Origin of the sequence: Paenibacillus sanfengchensis (assembly GCF_036864765.1) — a bacterium.
GTDB lineage: Bacteria > Bacillota > Bacilli > Paenibacillales > Paenibacillaceae > Fontibacillus > Fontibacillus sanfengchensis.
The window spans coordinates 122,902-144,182 of sequence record NZ_JBAGJC010000003.1; the positions used below are offsets into that span (position 1 = coordinate 122,902).

The window sequence follows — 21,281 nt, forward strand, 5'->3', positions numbered from 1 at the left end:
TAGCAACTAAACCGCCGCCCAGCAAGCTGATATTTCGTAAAAATACGACAATTTATAGAATTGACACATTAACGCTTCATCTAATCAAAGAATTGGGTTTTTTTGACCTTTTTTTATATCAAACATCTCAACAAAGAAATCCGGTTAGTATAGATAATCCATAGTGTTACACGAAAAATTAGTAACTATATTTTTTCCATTAATATTAATCACCCCCAAAATTTAGGATTAAACTAATTTTGAATTGAGATATTACGGAGGTTTGGGCGATTTTCTTAATCTGTTGAACGATATTAGTTCGCGGATCGGTCGCTATTTCCTCCTTTGGGGTAGTATTGCCATCGTTTCGCCGATAGCGGCTTACATCATATGGTACAGCCGTGGAGCTGGCTGGATTGCCGCAGTTTGCGCAGCTCTTCCTATTGGCGCCCTGGTGGCGACAGGATACGGTTTTTTTCATGCCTTTTCTGTGACACAAAGATTTGAACTGGTATTGGCTCTTTTGTTGTATGTGTTTATTCCAACCGGACAGAAATTCCAACGTTTGCGGCTGATTCCGCTTATTGTGGTAGTATGTTTCATTTTCAGAAAATTCAAGGTAATATCGCTGTTGCTTGGCGCTCTATATAAATGGATAATCTAGATTGTAGGCTTGTTGCATCGCAGATAAGGCTGACACCGATGCTTAAACCGGTGCCAGCCTTTTTGTTCGTCTTAATATTTAAAAAAATTCGTATATCCGCGTCCACCGTTGTTCTTCTCCCGGCGCCAACTCCACCTTAATAAAGATTTCCGGGGAAACGACATGCCCCTCCCCCCAAACTGCCGCTTTCGAAACGGGGAATTGGCTGAGCTCCCGGACGCCGGTTCCGCTCGGCTCATGAAGGAGTTCCCAAATCCACGGGTAACGGCCGCCTTCAAAGCCGGGGAGGCGGAAATAAAAAGGCGACTGCGGCTGGTCGGGAAAGCGGACTTCTCCCCGTTCGAAGCTTAGCCCGGCCATCGTCTGCTCCTCATCCGCCGTTGGGGTTAATTCAAACGGAAATCGCAGGACATAATCTCTCCCGATCTTATGACCGTCGATGCCAAGGAAGTTATGGCAGTATTCTTCGGTCGACAATACTTTTGTTCCCGTATTCCGCAGCGAGTACGCCACTTCAAGCCGGTTTCCGGCAACGGAAATCCTTTTGGACAGGCTTGCGGCAAAGCCGTTGCACTCCTTGGGGAGGCTGTGGAAGGTCAGACAGGCCTTATTTTCCCGGACGACCTTCACATCAAAGGGGCGAATCGGATAATCCCGGAAGAACTCATACTTCCGTTCATCAACCCGGGTCAGCAATCCGATCCCCAGCTTGGGGAATTGCCCGCCCGCAGCGATTTCGTCATAGCCCAGGGCAGTTTCTATTCCGAACTCATTGCATAATCCGGCGCCTCCGGTTCCCCGTCCGGGAACCAGGCTTTCCGGAACGCAAAAGGTATGATTTCCGTTGAGGAGGGTAATTCCCGTAATAAAGCCGGTCCAATCAAAACGCGCCCCCCGGTAAACCCCGGGTTCCGCAATCTCGATGCTTAAATGTTCGTTTTTCAATCGGTAAGTCATAGTTGGTCATGCATCCCTTCATATAACTAGAAAACCCTGGCTTAAGAAGTAAGCGGCAGGGTTTTCCTGTTCCAAGTACGTTGACGCAGTAACTTCAGGCCGAAAAATTAGCCTAAAAGGACTTCGAGCTGGTGAACCCCGTCTTTCGGCAGGTCTTCCAACACCGAGCGGCTGATCAGGCAGCCGTCCCCGCTCAAATCGCAAACGGCCGGTTTTCCGTTCAGCGCAACCGCCTTGATGCGGTAGCCGCCGAAATCGGCACCTTCTGGATTGCTGTAAACGATGCGGAACATCCGGTCCGCAAACAGCGTCTCCACGGAGGCCTTGCCGTCCTGGCCAAACTGCGGCTTTACCAGCTTTGGCTCAAGCTTCAGATCGCCGTAGAGCCCTTTGACGCCGTAAACTTCCGTCAATTGGGTCAGCAGCAGCCAGCTCGCCGAACCTGTCAAGTAAGGATACATGCCGCGGCCCTTCTCGTTAATGTATTCCGGAATTCCCGGGTACATCCGGCTCTTCCCAAAATCGACGGACAGGCGGTAAATGGAATCCAAAACCTCGAAGCCTTCTTTCACAAAGCCGCGTTTATATAGCGCGTTGGCGTACATCACGGTCATATGGCTGAACATCGCGCCGTTTTCCTTGTGTCCGAACGCAAATCCGAACGCGCGGCCCAAATCCTGTTGGATTCCGCCAAAGCGGGAATTCAGCCGGTAGCCGATCCGTTCGTCTTTCAAGTACCGGTCGACGGCCGCGGAAATTTTTTCGACCTGTTCCTCGGTCGCGACGCCGCCCATAATGCTGAATACCTGACCGGTGAGCGTCATGCGCACCCCTTGCGGATGATCGCCTTCCACCCGTTCGGCATGGTCGTTGTAGTATCCGTTGAACCATTCGTAGCCTTCCTGGCTCTTGATCCATTCGTTTCTGCGCAGGTGCTCGATGGTCCACTCGGCTTTACGCTTCAAGTCCTCGGCCGCTTGACGCAGATCCAGCTTCACCTTCGCGCCGGAAACGGCCGGTACGATCGCATCATAATAGCGGTCCAGCAGTGCGCGTTTCTCCGCAATGCGGTCGTAGGAGACGGGCGCTGCCAGCGTATCGAACAGGACCGCCATTTCCTCGGCGATCTCCAGCGATTCCAGACCGTTCTTCTCCCGCAAGGCATGCAGCAGGTTCGAAAGCTCCAGGAGGTTGCTCGCGTAAAAAGCGGTAAACGCCACGCTTTCGCCGCGGTTCGGCGCGAGATCCAGCCCGTCGTTCCAATCCGCCCCTTCCAGCAGGATGTTTCCGTTCTCGCCGACATGGAAGAAAGGCGTGATGTTTTGCAGCAAAATATGTTCCAGAATCGTACCTTCGTAAACGTCCCCGTCCTTGGTCAACAGTTTGTTTCCCTGCTCCGGAGTCCACGTCAGGTCGCGGTCCTTACAGCGTTTCACAAATACGTCCCGGAAATAGGTCTGCGGCTGCAAGAGCAGATCCAGATCACCGCTCTGGTGAATATACAGCAGCGTGGTCAGCAGCGGCCATGCGCCATGGTCCATCCAGACGCGCGGGATGTTGTTGCGGTCGGCGACGAACTCGCCGGGCTTCGTTCCGATGATGGTCGCGTTGCTTCCGTCGATCCGAACGCCCGCATAGTTGTTAAGCAGCAGGTGTCTGACTTCCGCCGGTTCCATCACCATAAGCGCCAGGCAGTCCTGCCATAAATCCCGCCAGCCCCGTCCGCCCCGGCCATAATCATGATAAGGCAGGAAGGAGTTCCCGTACAATCGGCGCAAAATCGGCTGCAGCGTGACCCATCTCATCCACAAATCCTGCTCGGAATCGCCGGAATGGAAGGACACGGTGTCGAGCTTCTCTTGCCAGTAACGCCGGTTATCCGCAAGCAGCCGGTCGAACTGCGCTTCCGACAAGTAACCCTCCGCGATCTGTTTTGGAGAGGTCCGGTCGTCCGTAATCAGCATGGCGATGATATAAGCCGCCGATTGTCCCGCTTCCAGCTGAATCGGGGCAAAGCGGAGGGCGCCGATCGCTTCGTAGCCTTCCAGGGACGCGCCGGCTTGCACGGTCGGCTCCAGATTTGCCACCACCGCTTCCGGCCAATCCAGGGCCCCGCCTTCTCCGGCGAACACCTCGGTTTCGGGGAAGAACCCGACGGGAGCTTCACCCGACGCACCGGATCCGAACACGCTGTAAGTCACCTTATTTACCCGGTGTCCGCGTTCATCGAAGGACAGCGCAGGCTGAACTTCGATCCCGTGATCCGAGGTGAACACCCGGTGCAGCAAGGACGTCACATGGCGATGATCGCGGAGATCGTCGGCCGAACGCCCATAGATCGGAATCGCCGCCGTCGGCGTCAGTCGAAGCGCGGTCTTGCCCGTATTGGTGAGCGTCACTTTCATCAGCTCGATTTTATCTTCCTTGACCGGAACAAAATTGACCGTTTCCGCACGCAGACCCGTTTCCGCGTTCTCGCGGATCATTTTATGCCAGAGGAACCCGGCTTCCACCGCGCTGTTTTCTTTGCCGTCCGAGAACAGCTCGGCATTTTGTTTGGCCGAATTGCCGCCGACCGACCAAGCTCCGGCGCCTTCGATATGAACCCAAAAATTCCGGGACGCCTTCGAGTTGTGCAAATCCAACACCGAAACCGGCTCCATTAGAAACGTATTATGGCTCGAGGTCATTTCCCCATGCAGGTTGGGCGTAACCGCGGACATCATGCCCGCTTCATTCACCAGGGGAAAATATAAAAAACTGCTCTTCTCCGGCTGCTCTAATCGGAACTCCCCGTTTTTTCCAAGGAACTTCCAACTGCTATTGTATGTCATTTTTCGATTCTCCCTCTCCCTTTATTTTCTCTAATCGATGCCAGATACAGGCATAAATGAATCCCGCTCCCCCGAAGGTGCACGGGATTCCTTATGAGGCGTTAGGACTTCACAGCACCCGCAAGAGCGCCGTCAACGAGGTATTTTTGGATGAACGTATAAAGAAGGATCAGCGGAGCGGCTACAATCGTAATTCCGCAGGCCAGCAGCGGCCAGTTGTTTCCGTATTGCCCCTTGAACTCCCTCAATCCGAAGGTGATCGGGAAATTTTCCTTGCTCGGCAGGTACATTTGCGGTCCGACATAGTCGTTCCAAATCCCGATTGCCGTCAAAATAACGCCCGTCGCGATGACCGGCTTCATGAGCGGCATGATCATCTGGAACAGATAACGGAAATAACCCGATCCATCGATCCCCGCAGCTTCGTCCAGCTCCCGGCTGATCGCCTTGATATATCCGACGAACATCATAAATACGACGCCGGTTCCCGAGGTTTTCAGGATGATATAGCCGAGCTTCGTATTATAGCCGAAGAAACCAACGTATTCATTCAGCGACAACATCAGCTTGTACTGGGCGACCATCGGATTCGGCAGGAACTGTGAGAGAAGAAAGAACAGGTAGATAAACCCGCTCCATTTCACATAACCGCGCGCAACCGGGAAGGCCCCCATGACGGAAACGATGATCGTTAGAACAGTCGCAATCCCTGTGTAGAGCACACTGTTCAGAAAGTAATTAGCAAAGTTGCCTTCCGTCCAAGCAGTAATGTAATTTCCCCATTGAAAATCTTTTACGATTCCGATCGGATTCATCAAGTATTCGGGGTATGATTTCAATGAAACATTCAGCACCAAAATCAAAGGAACCACATAGAGCACCAAAAGGACGGCGATGACGGCATACGAGAGAATCGAAAACGATTTGGAATTTTTCATGATTAATATTCCACCTCTCTCTTACGCGTCTGTTTGACAGCCACGATGACGAACACTAGGATGATCAGGAACTGCACGACGGACAAGGCCGAAGGCAAGCCCATCTCCAGACTTCCGCGGAACGTTTCTTTATACACGTCATAAGCCATCGTTCTGGTATTGAATTTACCGTCGGTCGTAGCCAAGATAATATCAAAGGTCGACATCGCGCCGATAATCGAAAGCAGCATATTCACGGTGAAGGACGGAGCGATCAACGGGAACGTAATATGGCGGAAAGCCTGCCATTTGTTGGTTCCGTCGATGTGTCCCGCTTCATACAAGTCTTTCGGTACGGACTGCAGCCCCGCCAGGAAGATTAGCATGGAATAGCCCATATACATCCAGATTTGTACAAAGATAATGTAACCGAACGCATGCGTAAAGCTGGCAAAAAACATATCTTTAAAGCCAAACAGCTTGTCGTATAGCATGTTGACCGGCCCGCTCATCGGATCGAACATCATGCCCCAGATCAGAGCAACAACGGCCACCCCCAGGACAACCGGGAGGAAAAAGACAGCGCGATAGAAGTAATCTCCGCGGAGACGTTGGTTAATCAGCACGGCGACGAACAAGGCGACCCCGTTCTGAACGATCGTCACGACAAACATGAAGATCAATGTATTTATAATGGAGCGCCAGCGTTCTCCAGAGTTTCCGGAGTAGAATAAATCATGGTAGTTATCCAGACCAACAAAATGCACAGGGCTTCCTGGGATTTGTTTAACATCCGTAAAAGAGTAAATCACAGTCAATACCGAAGGTCCGAAATAGAAAATAAGATACAAAGCCATAGGGATCAGAAGCAGTAAATAAGGTAAATATCGCGAAAAGCCTTTGCCAAATGGATACATCTCTCTCACCTCGCAGGTCCAAATCAAATAATGATCGGGGTCTGCCTACGCAGACCCCGAGGGCAGTATGGCCTTATTATTTTTCTCTATTTCTCTACATTATTTTGGAGCTGCGGCTTCCCATTCTTTTTGTTGTACGTCAGCCAATTCCTTAGCGGTCTTGAATTGTCCGCCCGGTGCCAGGTATTCCGTATGGACGCCTTCAGCAGCCAAATGTTCGCCCACGTTTTCGCGGTTGATCATCATAATTTCGTAAGCCAATTCAAAGTCGCCGAGGTAAGGAGTCAATTCTTTGTCGATGAACTCGCTATCCGTCGAGATATTGTCCTGGGTAGGAATGAAGCCTGCGGCTTTGACGAATGTCGTGTAGTTCTCAGGCTGGGAGAAGAACTCCAGCCATTTGAGCGCGCCCTCTTTGTTCGGGCCTTTCTCCGCAGCATACCAGGTCACATCATACTTACCTACGAAAGAAGCGTTTTTCGCAGCGTCTTCAGTCGCCGGAAGCGGGAAGTATCCGAATTTCAAATCCGGGTTCGCCGTAGCGATCGTCGGAGCGTCCCACGATCCGTCAGCCAGCATCGCCGTTTTGCCTGCAGCGAAGATGGATGGAACGGAAGCGTAATCAATACCCATAAATCCGTCGATCATGTAATTGTCTTGGATCGTTTTTGCCTTTTCCAGCACTTCGATGGCTTCAGCGTCGTTAAATGCGGTTTCGCCTTTCCAAACACCTTCGATCCATTTTTGCTGGTTGCCGCCGCCCAGAATTTTCGACTGGAGGGCGAATACAGGCAGCTTCAATGGCCATACGTCTTTACCTGCAACCGCGATTGGCGTGATGCCTTTCGCTTTCAAAGCATCGTTGAGCTTGATGAATTCAGACCAGGTTTTAGGCACGCTCAATCCGTTTTCTTCAAAAATCTGCTTGTTGTAGAACAAGCCCGACATTGCCACTTTACCGGTAGGAATCGCGTACACTTTGCCGTTGTATGTACCGGCTTTTTCGATGTCGTTAGCGTTCCAGTTTTTCACGAACGGTTGATCGGACAGATCCGCGATCAGGCCGGCGTCGATCCATTGCTGCCAGTCCGGTGTTTTCGCACCCGGCGTCCATTCTTGAGGCGAAAGTCTCATCCCCGAAAGGTCGGCCAAAATGTCTACGTCGTTAGCTGTAATCCGCGCTCTTTGCGCTTGTTTATATTCGTCGTCCGGACCTGTTGTGGTGTATTCCACTTTATATTCCGGATATTTTTTTTCGAAGGCATCGTTGATTTCTTCCATCGCTTTATTGATGTTTTCTTGCTTCCAGTGGAGAATTTTGATGACCTTCTTCTCTCCGCTTGCTTTGTTGCCACCGCTTTCACCGGCTGGTGCCGCGTTGCCTCCGCTACCGCTGCCGCCGCCGCAGGCCGCAAGACTAAGCGTAAGAGCGCCTGCAAGAACCAAGGCTGAAATTCTCTTGACCATGTGGTTACCCCCTAATATTGGTAAAAAATTCGACAGATCGCACTTTCGAAAGTTCCATCTAAATTTTTCGTAAAATTCGCTTATAATCAGCGTATTTCGCTAGAATATTCCGAAAGCGGTTTCGTCAAGACACATTATTACACCAAACATCCTGTTTGTAAAGAGAATTTTTTTAGGGATCCGGAAGGCCGGGAAGCCGCTTACTCCCTTGATGCTGCAAAAGCTCTCCTTCTTATCGGGATCCTGTTGGGGCGCAGGGTTTCTCCCCTCCTGTCCGACATTTTTCATTGACTTGATGAAGGTGAAGAATGTAAACTTATTTTACGAAAGTCATTTTCGTGGTTTCGAAACCCACAGAAAACGACAGTGTTGAGAAATCGTTTTAAACGAAGGAGGCATTATTTTGCCGGTCAATATTAAAACGATTGCGGAAATGGCGGGCGTATCCGTATCCACCGTATCCAAAATCATTAATAACTATAGCGACATTTCCGAAGAAACCAAGGCGAAAGTCCTCGAAATTATGAAGCAAACCGGTTATGTACCTTCCAATTCGGCGAAAACACTGGCCACCAAGAAATCCAATCTGATCGGGGTCATTTTCGCTGGGAAATTGAACATCGACTTTACACACCCTTTCTTTGTTGAGGTGCTAAACGCTTTTAAAAAGCAGATGGGCTTTTTGGGCTACGATCTTCTGTTTTTCTCGAATGAGAAGTCCCATGCGATCGATGGCGATTATTTGGCCAGATGCCGCCACTTTAACGTAGACGGTTGTATCATCGTGACCGGCCAACAGGTCGAGCCGTCCATCAGCGAACTGGATCACAGCGAAATCCCTTGCATCGGCGTTGATATCGAACTGAAGGGCAAAAGTTCCGGCTATATTATGTCCGACAATTACAAGATGTCATATAAAGTTGTCGAACACTTCTATCTGCAAGGCTATCGGGACCTTGGCTACATCGGAAGCACCCTGGAATCGGATATCTCGAATATGCGGGAAAAAGGCTACAAGGACGCGATCGAAAGCTTCGGGCTTCCGATCACCGAGAACTGGTTTGTTAACGGGGAGAACTTTTTCGAGGAGAGCGGCTATGAGGCCGTAAGTCGAATGATTGACGCGGGCGGCAACCTGCCGCGAGCGATTTTTGCGGCCTCGGATCTGCTGGCTATCGGCGCGATGCGGGCTCTGAAGGAACATGGGTACCGGATTCCCGAGGACATCGCCATCATCGGCTGCGATGATATCGAAGCCTGCAAATACACGAGCCCGGCCCTTTCCACGATCCGTCAGAACAAGGACAAAATCGGTCGTCTGGCCGCTTCCCTGCTGTACGACCTCATCAATTCCCAGTCCGAGACAAGCAACGTCGTGGTGGAACCGGAATTGGTCATTCGCGAGTCCTGCGGCAGTAAGGTGACCGTTTAAGCGCAAAAAAATAACGGCTGGAGAGGAACCTCGGTTCCCCGTCCAGCCGTTTGTTTGTTATTCTTACAGATCGTAGTAAAGACCGAATTCGTAAGGATGAACCCGGATCGCCACAGATCTTGCCTCAGCGCGCTTCAGTTCGATGAAGTTATCGATGAATGCTTTCGTAAATACGCCGCCTTCGGTCAGGAACTCGTAGTCGTTCTCAAGAGCGCTGAGCGCCTCGTCCAAAGACCCCGGAACGCTGCGGATCTCGGCTTTTTCCGCATTCGAAAGCTCATAAATGTTCTTGTCGAAAGGACCGTAGCCTTCTTTTCTCGGATCGATCTTGCGCTTGATCCCGTCGAGTCCGGCCATCAGCATGGCCGAGAAGGCCAGGTATGGATTCGCCGTCGAGTCCGGCGTGCGGAATTCGATCCGGCAGCCTTTCGGCGTTACCGCCGCAACCGGAATCCGGACAGCCGCCGAGCGGTTTCCTTTGGAATAAACCAGGTTCACCGGAGCTTCATAGCCCGGAACCAGGCGTTTGAAGGAGTTCGTGCTCGGGTTCGTGAACGCGATCAAAGCGGGGGCGTGATAGAGAATCCCGCCGATATAGTGCAGCGCCGTTTCGCTCAGGTTGGCGTATGCGCCTTTTTCGTAGAACAAAGGAGTGTCTCCGTTAAAGATCGATTGGTGCACGTGCATCCCGCTGCCGTTGTCGCCAAATAGCGGCTTCGGCATGAAAGTAGCGGTTTTGCCGAACTGGATCGCCGTGTTGTGCACGATGTATTTGTAAACCATCAGGTTGTCGGCAGTTTTTAACAAAGTATCGAAACGGAAGTTAATTTCCGCCTGGCCGGCCGTAGCCACTTCGTGGTGGTGGCGTTCCACGCGGAGGCCCGCCTCTTCCAGAAGCCGGCACATTTCGCTGCGGATGTCCTGCTGCTTGTCAGCCGGAGCTACCGGCACGTAACCGCCTTTAACCGGAATCTTGTAACCCAGGTTGCCGCCTTCCTCACCGCGCCCCGTATTCCAGGCCGCTTCTTCCGAGTCTACGGAATAATACGTTTTGTTCATTCCGCTCTCATAGCGCACGTCGTCGAAAATAAAGAACTCGGACTCGGGAGCGAAGAAAGCCGCCGTTCCCACACCGCTCTCTTTCAAATACTCTTCGGCACGAACCGCGATGCTGCGCGGATCTCTTTCGTATCTTTCACCGTCAGGGGTGTAAATGTCGCAAAATACGTTCAATGTCGGATGCGCCGTGAACGGATCCACAAAAACTGCGCCATGGTCCGGCATCATGACCATATCGGACTCTTCGATTCCGCGGAACCCTGGAATGGAAGATCCGTCGAAAGCGACGCCATTGATAAACGTGTTCTCGTCAACTTCCTTTGCCGGCAGGGTAATATGATGCGCGCGGCCGGACAAGTCAACAAAACGAAAATCGACCCACTCAATTTGCTTTTCCTGAATTGTTTTCATAACCAATTCTGCTGACATAATGACTTCCTCCCCAAATCACGAACATTAAAACACTTAATGTTGTTTAACGTTCATCCTTTATATTTAGTCTGTCGTCATTATAGAACTGACACGTCTTGTCGTCAATAGCTATGTAAGGTATTTTTATATCCCATGTAAGCTATTATTACACTAAGTACAAATTAATCGACAAAAAGTATAAAAGCCCTCCCGTAATAAGCACGGGAGAGCTTTGAACTGGGGGGGGATAAGCAAGTTTTTCCTTACCGTTGCAGGGCTGCTTTCGGCGTGTCGAACCGTTTGCCGACCAGCGGGGCGAGCTTCTCCAGATCCTGCAGCAAGGCCGCAAACTGATCCGGGAACAACGACTGCACCCCGTCTCCCGTCATCGAATTATCGGGATCCGTATGCATTTCGATGATGAGCCCATCCGCTCCGGCAGCCACCGATGCTTTGGTCATCGGCTCCACCAGCTCACGTCGTCCGGTTCCGTGACTTGGATCGGAGATGACCGGCAGATGGCTAAGGCCCTGCAATACCGGAATCGCCGACAAATCGAGCGTGTTCCGCGTGTAGGTTTCAAACGTGCGGATCCCGCGCTCGCACAGCATAACGTTCGGGTTGCCGCCGGCCAAAATGTACTCGGCGGCGTTCAAGAACTCGTCGTACGTGGCGCTGAAGCCGCGTTTCAGCAGCACCGGTTTGCCGCAAGTGCCGAGCTTGCGCAGCAAATCGAAGTTTTGCATATTCCGGGTCCCGACCTGCAAAATATCGGCATACTCGGCACACACGTCGACGTATTCCGGCGTCATGACCTCCGTGATCGTCAGAAGGCCATGCTTCTTGCCGGCCTCGGCCATCATGACAAGACCTTCCACGCCGATGCCCTGGAAGCTGTAAGGACCCGTGCGCGGTTTAAACGCCCCCCCGCGGAGCACCTGGCCGCCAGCCGCTTTAACGAGGCCGGCGATTTCATCGATTTGCTCGGGAGATTCCACCGCGCAAGGCCCGCCCATGATCACGAGATCGCCGCCGCCGATCTGCACGTCACCGATCTGGATGACCGTATTTTCCGGGTGAAAGTCACGGCTGGCCAATTTGTAGGATTTCGATATTTTAATGACATTTTCCACGTCTTTCATTTGACGAAGGTGTTCGGCCAATTTCGGTTCAATCGCCCCGATGAGTCCGATAACGGTACGGTCCTTGCCGCGCGAGACATGCGTCTGCAGTCCTTCCTTCTCGATAACGGCGATAATTTCCTGCACCCGCTCCTCGGGCGTTTGATTGGACGTAATTACGATCATGAATGATTCATCCTTTCTTTATTAAACGGCGTTCGGCACTATCGCACTTAAACGCTTGTTCGCTTTTAAGCTTTTATCCATTAAAGCAACTATACCCGATAGCTCCCTGCACGTCAACCTTTTCTTTTAGCCAAGAGCTCGTGTGGCGTCTTTCGAAGATTATTTTTTTAACGGATTGGTCTTTTTGATTGCGGGTGGGGCTTTGTACATGGAGCGCGTCAATGAACGGATTGTAAGGAAGCCGTGGTGGTTGCGGATCGGAACCCGCTGCGCCATTCTAATGCTGGGCATATTGGCGGCGTTTGTAATGCCCCTCATTTACGCTTTGTTCCAGGGGTGATCGAAAGCGGGCCGTAGCCACCCTGTTTCTTTATGTATGGTTCTAACTAAAGGGAATTCTTCCCGGTATTTTGGTGCTTGTTCGACCGCAAAAGGTACTTAGCTGGAAAACCTCCTGTTATTTAGCCTGAAATAGAGTATATCGGCCATAGGGCCGCGAATTAGATGGAGCTTTTCCAGCTAAATCAGACTCCAGGGCCAAGAGTGCTGCATTAACAGGAGGTTTTCCCGTTAATTAATGTGTAGACTCCGCCGGTGGCGCTTTATTCTTTACCTAACCCTTATATAAATGTAAAATAGGAGGCCGAAGTGACTTCGGACCTCCTATTCAACGGCTATCTAAGACCTTATCTCCCTACAAATTCCTGCGCCCAATACCCGTTATAGTATCCGACGCCAATCAGCGTAAAGTTGGGGCTCAAAATGTTGGCGCGGTGCCCTTCACTGTTCATCCAGGCCTTTACGACTTCAGTCGGCGTTTTTTGGCCCATGGCGATGTTTTCCCCCGCGTAACGGTAACTGATGCCAAACTGCTTCATCATGTCAAACGGCGATCCGTACGTTGGCGACGTATGGCTGAAATAGTTGCCCTGGCTCATGTCCTGGGCTTTGGCCAAAGCCATCTTGTTCAAAGCGGCATCTCCGGACAGCGGCTTCAGGCCTTGTTTCGCCCGTTCCTGGTTGACCAGGGTGATCACCTGAGTGGCGAATTGGGACTTGTCCGCAGCCGTTCCGGTTTGATTCTGCGCCGGCTCTGTCGGCTTGACCGATGGAGTCTGCTCAATCGGCTTAGAAGGCTGGGCTGGCTGAACCGGATTGGCCGGTTGTGCCGGTGCAGGTGTAGTCGAAGGTTGCTTATAAAATTCAATCCAAGGAATGGTATTAAAGTACGTTTTCCATGTCGTTGTATTCTTTACGGTATATGTGCTGTAGGATTGAGCCGAAGCTCCGTTAGGCAGGATTAGAGCCGCGGCGAGGACAGCCGTCAATCCTCCGGCCATCCATAACTTGTTCTTCCGGTTTGATTTCATCATGTCATCTCCTCTGAAGTCATTTGGTTACATTTTTGTAACCACTCTAAAAGGAGTATAACAGATTTTTTGCCCGGAAGGACCCCGCAAAACTTGGAAATGAAGCTCGATGACGCTAAGCCGGCTTGCTTAAGGTTTCGTCTTTACGCCTTCCTTTACTGGAGGCAACAGCTTCTGCATATTGACGGTACGAACGATCTCCCAGGTCGCAGGATCCGCGGGGTCATATTGCTCAAGGTAAGCGATGACTTCCTTCGTAATCGGCGTCGGCGTCGAAGCGCCGGATGTCACGGCTACTTTGCCCACCCCTTGCAGCCATTCGGTATCCAGTTCGGTAATATCCGCAATCCGGTAAGCTTTCACCCCGGCGATTTCCTCGGAAACCTGGGCCAGCCGATTGGAATTGTTGCTTCGCGGGTCGCCGACCACAATGACCAGATCCGCCTGTCCCGCTTGCTCTGCCACCGCTTCCTGACGGACCTGGGTGGCGAGGCAAATTTCATTATGGACCTCGGCCCCCGGAAATTTCTCGAGCAGCTTTTTCATAATATGCTTGATATCCCATTGGCTCATCGTGGTCTGATTCGTAATGACGATGCGTTCCGCGGAAACTTGCAGACCGGCGATTTCCTCTTCCTTCTCGATTAGATGCACCTTCCCCGGCGCCACGCCGACGGCGCCTTCCGGCTCGGGATGCCCTTTCTTGCCGATATAGATGACCTCGTATCCGTCCGCAACCTTCTCTTCGATCAGCACATGCGTCTTGGTGACGTCCGGGCAGGTCGCATCCACTGTCGTCAGGCCTTTGTCCCGGGCCAGTTTCCGCACTTCCGGCGACACGCCGTGAGCGGTAAAAATAACCGTTCCCTTCTCCACTTGCTGCAAAATGTCCATCCGGTTCGGGCCGTCCAGGGTGATGATCCCTTCGTCCTCAAACGAGTGGGTGACATGACTGTTGTGCACAATCATGCCGAGTATATAAATCGGTCGCGGCAAATCGAGGTTTTTGGCCGCCTGCCGGGCCAGCACCATCGCATCGACCACTCCGTAACAGTAACCGCGCGGCGATATCTTAATGACTTCCATCCTTTGCTCTCCCTGCTTTCTGTTCCCGGTTTTTCTTGCTCATAGGGAATCCCTTTTATTATAGCCTATTCGGGAAGCGCATTAAAGACGGCGGGAAGCCAGATCACAAACGTGGTGCCTTCGCCCCGCTTCGTCATTACCTCGACCGAGCCATGATGTTCGTCAATAATCCATTTGGCGATCGACAGCCCCAATCCGGTACCCGGTGTCACGCCGCGGGAGGGATCCGCCCGGTAGAATCGTTCGAAAATCAGCGGAACCTCGCCGCGGTCCATACCGATGCCCGTATCGGCAATCCGGATACCCACCTGGTCGCCCGCCCGAACCGCATCCAGCTTGACGCTTCCCTCAGGGGTGTATTTAAAGGCATTCTCAATAAAAATAAACAGCATCTGCTGCAGATAGTCCTTACTTCCCCGGACACTTGCCCCTTCGATCGCTTCCAGGTCGCCCTGGAGCCAAACGGCTTTGCGCGGTAAAAACTGAGCGCGGCGAATCACCTCTTCCACCAGCGGGCGCAACGGGAGCGGTTCCATCTCGATCGTCTGTCCCGCATCGGCCCGGGCCAGGGACAGCATGTCATTCACCAGCCGGCTCATCCGCTGGGATTCATCCGCGATATCGCTGACCGCCTCCAGGGATAATTTCTGCAGCAACTCCTCATCCATCCCCGGCTGCCCCGTCTCTTCGGAGGAGGACCAAACCTTCTTCAGCAGATCGACATTGCCGCGGATCGTCGTAAGCGGGGTCCGCAGCTCGTGAGACGCATCGGAGACAAATCTGCGCTGTGCCGAATAAGCTTCGCTCAGTTCATTGTAAAAACCTTCGGTACGGGCAAGCATACGGTTCACCGTGCCGATCAAACGGCCGATTTCATCGTTTGGCCCGTCGTAATCGATCCTGACGCTGAGATCGTTGCCGGTTTGGATCCCGTTGGCCGCCTCAATCACTTTACTGATCGGAGCCATAGATTTTCGGGCAAGGAACAAGCCCAAAGTGCTGGCGACCACAAGCGTGATAAAGGAACCAAATAAAAGAACCGTCTTCATTTGAGCCAGCATCCGATTTTCCGCCGTCGTGTCGGCCCCAAGCTGCAGCAAGCCGATGATCGTATTTTCATAATAGACCGGACGCTCGTAGAGAATATAAGATTTGCCGTTTAAAGTGATGCTTTGAAAAGCGTCCTTCTCGCCGACGTCCTGCAGGCCGGGGACGGGAAAGGAAATCCCCCGCTCCTGCAGGCCTGGCGAGAGGCGCTTCACACCCATGACATAGTTGTTCAATTGCCAGAATATCCGCGCATCCTCCAGTCGGATCGCCTGGCTCCGGTTCAACTGGAGGTCCCATCCTTGGGAGAGGGTCACATTTTGGGAACTGAGGATTTGATCCGCCTGGTCATCGACTTTTTTCCGAACCTCACTAAAAGTGTTGTACCCTACAATATAGTAAATCAAGGTGCCGAACAAGATTAGCGTGATGGCCAAAATACCGGTATACCAAGCTGTCAGCCGCCACCGTATCGACATTTCTAGGACTCTCCCCTCAAGATGTATCCGGCGCCGCGGATCGTCTGAATGATCCTTTTCCCGCCGTGCTCCTCCGTTTTTTGCCTGAGCATGGCGATATAAACCTCCAGTACATTGGACTCGCCGCTGTAATCGTATCCCCAGATTTTATCCATGATCATATCCCGGGTCAGCAGCCGTTTCGGATTCTGCATAAACAGATGCAGCAAATCGAACTCCTTCGCCGTCAATTCCAAACGCTGTCCGGACCGAAGGACCTCGCGGGAATCCATGTCCATCACGATGTCTTCGAATACAAGGCGATGCTCCGCCGTATCGCCCGTCGGTTCTCTCCGTCTGAGCAACGCGCGTACCCGCGCTAGCAGTTCCTCCAGCGCAAAAGGCTTGACCAAGTAATCGTCCGCCCCCGTATCGAGGCCCTTGACGCGGTTCTCGACCTCATCTTTGGCGGTAAGCATCAGGACGGGAACACTGCTCCCCCCTTCCCTCAGCCGCCGGCAAACCTCAAACCCGTCGATTTGCGGCATCATAACGTCCAATATGATCAAATCGGGATCCGCCGACATCACCATTGACAGTCCTTCCGCTCCGTTTCGCGCCGTATGCACGTCATAGCCTTCAAAAGCGAGGCCCCGCCGCAGCATGGACGTGATTTTTTCATCGTCATCTATGACCAGAATCGAGGATCTCAACAATCATCTCTCCTTTAATAATAAGGCTCTACCATCTCCATTTTAGCAAAAAAACGTCCCGCCTTGCCGACCGCCTGCGATTCCTTTTCACGTATTTTAAAAAGACGGCCGGGACAAGCCCTGCCGCCTTGAAGTTGTTCGTAAAATCTTTCGTTTCGGTTACTCGATATTGGCAAATTCATTTTTATCGCCGATCTTGATTTTCAAGTCGATCTTCTTGCCGTTGCGGATCACATGGAACGTGACCTCATTGCCGACTTTTTGTTTCTGGATATACTCGATTAGCCCCTCTTTAGTGGCAAAGTTATTCCCGTCCGCACCGGTGATAATGTCATAGGGACGAAGGTCTGCGTTATAGGCCGGAGATTTAAACACGATGTCGGAAACGACCGAGCCTTCCTTCACATCGGTTCCCATCTGTTTGGCCACCTCATCAGTCACGGTCATCAAGGTCGCGCCGATAAACGGCACCGGTTTTTGCGGGATCTTCTCATTGTTCTTCAGCTTGTCGAGCACTTCCGTGATCGTGCTGGTCGGAATCGCGAAACCGATCCCTTGGGCGTCCGAGCTAACGGCCACGTTAATGCCGATAACTTCACCGTTCAGGTTCAACAACGGCCCGCCGGAGTTCCCCGGGTTAATCGAAGCGTCGGTTTGCAGCAAATGCTCGTATTCCCGATCCTTCTCTCCGTTTTCGCCCGCAATCGTGATGCCGCGTTCCTTCGAGCTAAGCACGCCGGCCGTAACCGTATGATCGAAGCCCTGCGGGTTCCCGATAGCGACCAGCCATTCGCCAACCTGCGTGTTGTCGGAATTGCCCAGCGGGATCGAAGGGAAGTTGCCGTTCCCTTCAATTTTCAGCACGGCAAGGTCCAACTCATAGCTCGTTCCCAGTACCTTTGCTTCGTAAGGCTTCTCCGTGTCCTGAACCGTGACCTGTACCACATCGGCGTTATGCACGACATGCTCATTGGTCAGAATATATCCCGTTTTATCGAAGATAAAGCCGGAACCGATCCCCGTCGGAACGAGTTGATCCGAGCCGGAGGAGGAGCCTCCGTTACCGGAACCCTCCGATCCGCCGTAAACATCGTCCCCGAAGAAATAACGGTAGAACGGATCGCTGCTGTACGGATTGCTGCGCGTACCCTGCTTGCTGGATTTAACCAGGGTTTCGATTTTAACAACCGCGGGCCCCGCCTGCTTGACCACATTCGTAACCTCGCCCTGATCAGTGATCGGATAGAGCGCCTGCGTCGCCTTCGGAGAGGAAGAGTCGCTATTGGCCGCTCCCTGCACCGAATTGCCTCCGGAGGAATTGACCTGTGCGGAGGCGGTCGTCGTAGGCGCGCCCGGCGTAAACAGGTTCTGGCGATCCGCAAACACCATGGCTCCCGTAATAATCAGCATTCCCGCCAAAGCGCCGGCGATCACCAATTTAAATGACGAGCGCTTTGAGGGCTTGTTAAACTGCCAGTTTCCCGTGTTTTTTGCGGCTGAGGCGGATGCCGTTTTTCCGTCCCCGTTCGATCCGCCGCTGAGGGAACCTCCGGTGACTTGGCTCATTTCGTAAACATTCGGCATCGGCTTGACCGGTTCCGGACCGGTAATCTCCACTTCTTCCGGCTGGCGGCGCAGCTCGCCTGTGTATCCGCCGTTCTCTCCATTTTTCCCATAAGATTGAAATGGGCCGTACGCATAGTAGTAGGTTGATCCCGAATTCTCTGTCGGTCCGCCGTACGAATCCGCGCTTTGGTCTTTATGATGTTCTTTGTGGTTTGAACCGCTCCCGCCGTCCCCTCCGAAAGATTGATTTTGTTTGTATTTTTCCTCATCCATGATGTTAACCCTCCTTCCCCTGATATTCAGGGGTTCTCTTGTTTTCTTGTCTTTATTTTGTACTATTAACCTTAAGCGTACATTAAAAACAATTAAAAAGGAGATAAAAGCGATAGAGTAAGGGAACACGAAGAAAATGAGGAAGGACTAATGGGTTACCCAGCCTTGCCTGTGGGCGTAAATCGCGAGCTGCGTCCGGTCTTCAAGCTCGCACTTCATTAACAGGTTGCTGACATGCGTTTTCACCGTTTTGATGCTGATATGAAGCTCTTCGGCGATATCTTTATTCGTCTTGCCTTCCGCGATCAGGAGGAGCACCTCTTTCTCCCGTTCAGTCAGTCCGGAATCATCCCCTTGTACGGAACGCTGGCGCAGGCCCCGCGTCAAAGCCTGGGCAACATCCCCGGTCATCACCGGCATCCCCCGATACGCTCCTTGAAGCGCGTAAATCAGTTCCTCCGCGGAAACGGTCTTGAGCACGTAGCTGACCGCACCCGCTTCCACGGCCTGAACCACGAGCTCATCTTCGAGAAAACTGGTCAAAATGACGATCTTCATTTGGGGAAACCGGCTTAGCACCGCTTTTGTGGCTTCCGCTCCATTCATCACCGGCATCATCAAATCCATCAAAATGATGTCGGGGTGATGCTCCCCCCGCTGAAGCAATTCCAACGCCTCCTGCCCGTTTCCGGATTCGGCGATTACCTCGAATCCCGGATCCAGCATCAGATACGTTTTTAATCCCATCCGGACCATGTCATGGTCATCCACGATCATCACTTTGATCTTTTCGCTCATTTCCGTTCTCCCCTTTAGCGTTCTCAAACTTTGGTATATGTACCCGTATCGTCGTCCCCGCACCCGGCTTGCTGATAATTTCGACTTGGCCTCCCAGCTTCTCGGCCCGTTCCCTCATCGTTGTCAGTCCATAGGAGCCCTGTTTTTGCGAGGTGCCGCTGAAGCCCTGACCATCGTCGCTTATGCTGAGAACAACCTGCCTTGGCCCTTCCCGGAGCGAGAGGCTAACGAGGTTGGCCCCCGCATGCTTGACGATGTTCGCCATAGCCTCCTGGATGATCAGAAACAGCTGATGCTCCTTCGCTTCCGATAGGTCGCCCTGCAAGTCCATGTCTTTCATGCCCTTCAGCCCGTTCTGCCGGCAGTAATCCGGGAACCAGGCGTCCAACGCCTCCGAGAGCGTCTTGCCGACAAGCTCCATCGGGCGCAGTTGGGCGATCAGCGCGCGCATTTGCTTCTGGGCGGTGTTCGACATCTGGATTAACTGATCCATGACGGCCTGAGCCTGCTGCTCGTTATTTTCCAGCACCTTCGGGAGCGAAGAAGCGGCCATGTGAATGGCAAAAAGCTGCTGGCTGACCGTATCGTGCAAGTCCCGGGCCAACCGCCGCCGTTCTTCCAACACCGCTCTCTCCGCCGCCTGCTCCTTCTCAATCACTTCCTGCTCGCCAAACTGCTGCAGCAATTGCAGCTTCTTTTCCATCGCGTTCGTCATGTTGTTAAATTCATGGTAGACGCCGGCGAATGTCTGGTCGACTGTCTCCGGCATGCGTACGGACAGATTGCCTTTTGCCACTTGCAGCATATTTAAGTGCAGCAGGTCGATCCGGCCCTGGATGCGCCGTCCGGCGATATAACCGATAATGAGCGTCAAAACGACGACACCCGCCATGTCATAAAGCCAAAACCGGGGATCAAGGACCACGATGACCCCGGTTACGGTACCGACATAGTGGACCATCGCCGCCAAGCTGCCCGTTATCAGGAAAAAGAGCAGCAGTTCCCATTTTGTATTTTTTAAAATTCGCTGTACGATCATTGCGCTATCCCACCATATTCACTTTCACGTCGCCGATGAATACGCTGACCACGAGCTTGACGCGCTTGCTGGCCTCGCCGTAATGCGGCGAATGCACCTGCACATTGGTCATAAACCCTCCCCGCTTCTCGTTCAGCACCTTCAAATCACCGATAAAAGCGCTGGAATTCGCGGTAATTCCGATATCCATATCCTCGGGAATGAACACCTTGACGTCCCCGATAAAGGCCGATACGTTGATTTTCGTTTCCCCGTAAGGAATTTGCGCTTTGGTCAAATCGATAACCGTATCGCCGATAAAATGGGAAATATTCGTCGGATGCAGTTCAAAATAATCCTGTCCCAGATGAACGTCGCCGATAAAGCCAGACTTGTTGATCTTTTCCCGTTTGCCGGAAGCAGCTCCCGTTCCCATGCCATAGGAGTTGTAATTGTAGTCGTAATCGTGCTTGTTGCTATGCTTTGAATTCGGTTTTGTTTTCGATTTCGTTTCTTTCGGCTGGTCCTTCTCTTCCATATCGCCAAAGATCGAATCCAGCGGGGACTCCATTTCCGGAATATAGTCGTCATGAAGCGGCGGTACGGGCGGTCTGGGCGGCGCAGGCGGCGGAAAATCCGGGTTTCGATCCTTCGCTTCGCTCCTCGGCTTAAACAAAACCGCAATCCCGCCGATAATCAGGGCGATCGGGAAGAAAAACTTGAAGAAATCGCCCGGCGACAAATAGATCAGTCCTATATTTCGCGCCAGGAAATAACCGCCGATCGCGATCAGAATTCCGCTTCCGATCAGGCTGGAACCCCTCCAACCGCCATTGGACAGTTGGGCAAGCCCGCCCAGAATCAAAAATACCGGCCAATAGGTCGCAAACAAATAGCCCAAACTCAGATCTGTAATTCCCAACTGATTCAATAAAAACAAGGCTCCGATCCCGATCAAGACCAATCCACCGATCAGCCTTCCGCCTAATCCGCTACGCATTTGCAGTT

At 52.3% G+C, this 21,281-nt stretch carries 18 protein-coding genes; 3 read left to right on the plus strand and 15 right to left on the minus strand.

Annotation, left to right across the window (positions count from 1 at the left end; genetic code table 11):
* Positions 1–262 precede the first annotated feature (262 nt).
* Positions 263–643 (plus strand): hypothetical protein, encoded by a 381-nt coding sequence (locus V4U84_RS06815; RefSeq protein ID WP_334076966.1) that lies wholly within the window; start codon positions 263–265, stop codon positions 641–643.
* Between the two features lie 78 nt (positions 644–721).
* On the opposite strand, the gene V4U84_RS06820 is transcribed toward V4U84_RS06815, so the two are convergent.
* The 5 genes from V4U84_RS06820 to V4U84_RS06840 form a co-directional block, all read right to left on the minus strand.
* Positions 722–1,600, minus strand: a complete 879-nt coding sequence (locus V4U84_RS06820) for a hypothetical protein (RefSeq protein WP_334073856.1) — start codon at positions 1,598–1,600, stop codon at positions 722–724.
* A 107-nt stretch (positions 1,601–1,707) separates the two neighbouring features.
* The gene (locus V4U84_RS06825) at positions 1,708–4,434 is read right to left on the minus strand and encodes a GH36-type glycosyl hydrolase domain-containing protein (protein ID WP_334073855.1); all 2,727 of its coding nucleotides are present in this window, start codon (positions 4,432–4,434) and stop codon (positions 1,708–1,710) included.
* A 101-nt stretch (positions 4,435–4,535) separates the two neighbouring features.
* Complete coding sequence (locus tag V4U84_RS06830) at positions 4,536–5,372, minus strand: carbohydrate ABC transporter permease (RefSeq protein WP_334073854.1); 837 nt, start codon at positions 5,370–5,372, stop codon at positions 4,536–4,538.
* Positions 5,373–5,374: 2 nt separating this feature from the next.
* Positions 5,375–6,268 carry a carbohydrate ABC transporter permease gene (locus V4U84_RS06835; protein WP_334073853.1) on the minus strand — a complete coding sequence of 298 codons (894 nt, stop codon included), beginning with the start codon at positions 6,266–6,268 and terminating at the stop codon, positions 5,375–5,377.
* Positions 6,269–6,367: 99 nt separating this feature from the next.
* Positions 6,368–7,735 (minus strand): ABC transporter substrate-binding protein, encoded by a 1,368-nt coding sequence (locus V4U84_RS06840; RefSeq protein ID WP_334073852.1) that lies wholly within the window; start codon positions 7,733–7,735, stop codon positions 6,368–6,370.
* Positions 7,736–8,168: 433 nt separating this feature from the next.
* Between V4U84_RS06840 and V4U84_RS06845 the strand changes: the two genes are divergently transcribed.
* A complete protein-coding gene (locus tag V4U84_RS06845; protein ID WP_416367223.1) occupies positions 8,169–9,167 on the plus strand; it encodes a LacI family DNA-binding transcriptional regulator in 999 nt (332 codons plus the stop codon).
* A gap of 63 nt (positions 9,168–9,230) precedes the next feature.
* On the opposite strand, the gene glnA is transcribed toward V4U84_RS06845, so the two are convergent.
* Both glnA and aroF read right to left on the minus strand, forming a co-directional pair.
* The gene (gene glnA / locus V4U84_RS06850; protein ID WP_334073850.1) at positions 9,231–10,655 is read right to left on the minus strand and encodes a type I glutamate--ammonia ligase; all 1,425 of its coding nucleotides are present in this window, start codon (positions 10,653–10,655) and stop codon (positions 9,231–9,233) included.
* A gap of 245 nt (positions 10,656–10,900) precedes the next feature.
* On the minus strand, positions 10,901–11,944 hold the full coding sequence (aroF, locus tag V4U84_RS06855; protein WP_334073849.1) for a 3-deoxy-7-phosphoheptulonate synthase: 1,044 nt from the start codon (positions 11,942–11,944) through the stop codon (positions 10,901–10,903).
* A gap of 208 nt (positions 11,945–12,152) precedes the next feature.
* Here aroF and V4U84_RS06860 point away from each other — a divergent pair, with 208 nt between their 5' ends.
* A complete protein-coding gene (locus V4U84_RS06860) occupies positions 12,153–12,284 on the plus strand; it encodes a hypothetical protein (protein WP_334076967.1) in 132 nt (43 codons plus the stop codon).
* A 346-nt stretch (positions 12,285–12,630) separates the two neighbouring features.
* Here V4U84_RS06860 and V4U84_RS06865 read toward each other — a convergent pair whose 3' ends face one another.
* From V4U84_RS06865 to liaF, 8 genes are all read right to left on the minus strand, one after another.
* Entirely contained in the window at positions 12,631–13,314 is a 684-nt protein-coding gene (locus V4U84_RS06865) for a CAP domain-containing protein (protein ID WP_334073979.1), read from the minus strand.
* A 129-nt stretch (positions 13,315–13,443) separates the two neighbouring features.
* The gene (locus V4U84_RS06870) at positions 13,444–14,400 is read right to left on the minus strand and encodes a 4-hydroxy-3-methylbut-2-enyl diphosphate reductase (protein WP_334073847.1); all 957 of its coding nucleotides are present in this window, start codon (positions 14,398–14,400) and stop codon (positions 13,444–13,446) included.
* Positions 14,401–14,465: 65 nt separating this feature from the next.
* A complete protein-coding gene (locus V4U84_RS06875) occupies positions 14,466–15,926 on the minus strand; it encodes a sensor histidine kinase (protein WP_334073846.1) in 1,461 nt (486 codons plus the stop codon).
* A 2-nt stretch (positions 15,927–15,928) separates the two neighbouring features.
* Entirely contained in the window at positions 15,929–16,618 is a 690-nt protein-coding gene (locus V4U84_RS06880; protein ID WP_334073845.1) for a response regulator transcription factor, read from the minus strand.
* 159 nt (positions 16,619–16,777) lie between these two features.
* Complete coding sequence (locus tag V4U84_RS06885; RefSeq protein ID WP_334073844.1) at positions 16,778–18,457, minus strand: S1C family serine protease; 1,680 nt, start codon at positions 18,455–18,457, stop codon at positions 16,778–16,780.
* 147 nt (positions 18,458–18,604) lie between these two features.
* The gene (locus V4U84_RS06890) at positions 18,605–19,255 is read right to left on the minus strand and encodes a response regulator transcription factor (protein ID WP_334073843.1); all 651 of its coding nucleotides are present in this window, start codon (positions 19,253–19,255) and stop codon (positions 18,605–18,607) included.
* Positions 19,221–20,294, minus strand: coding sequence for a sensor histidine kinase (locus V4U84_RS06895; protein WP_334073842.1), 1,074 nt, complete (start codon positions 20,292–20,294; stop codon positions 19,221–19,223). Before V4U84_RS06895 ends, V4U84_RS06890 begins: the two co-directional genes overlap by 35 nt.
* A 4-nt stretch (positions 20,295–20,298) precedes the next feature.
* Positions 20,299–21,273, minus strand: coding sequence for a cell wall-active antibiotics response protein LiaF (gene liaF / locus V4U84_RS06900; RefSeq protein ID WP_334073841.1), 975 nt, complete (start codon positions 21,271–21,273; stop codon positions 20,299–20,301).
* Positions 21,274–21,281 lie beyond the last annotated feature (8 nt).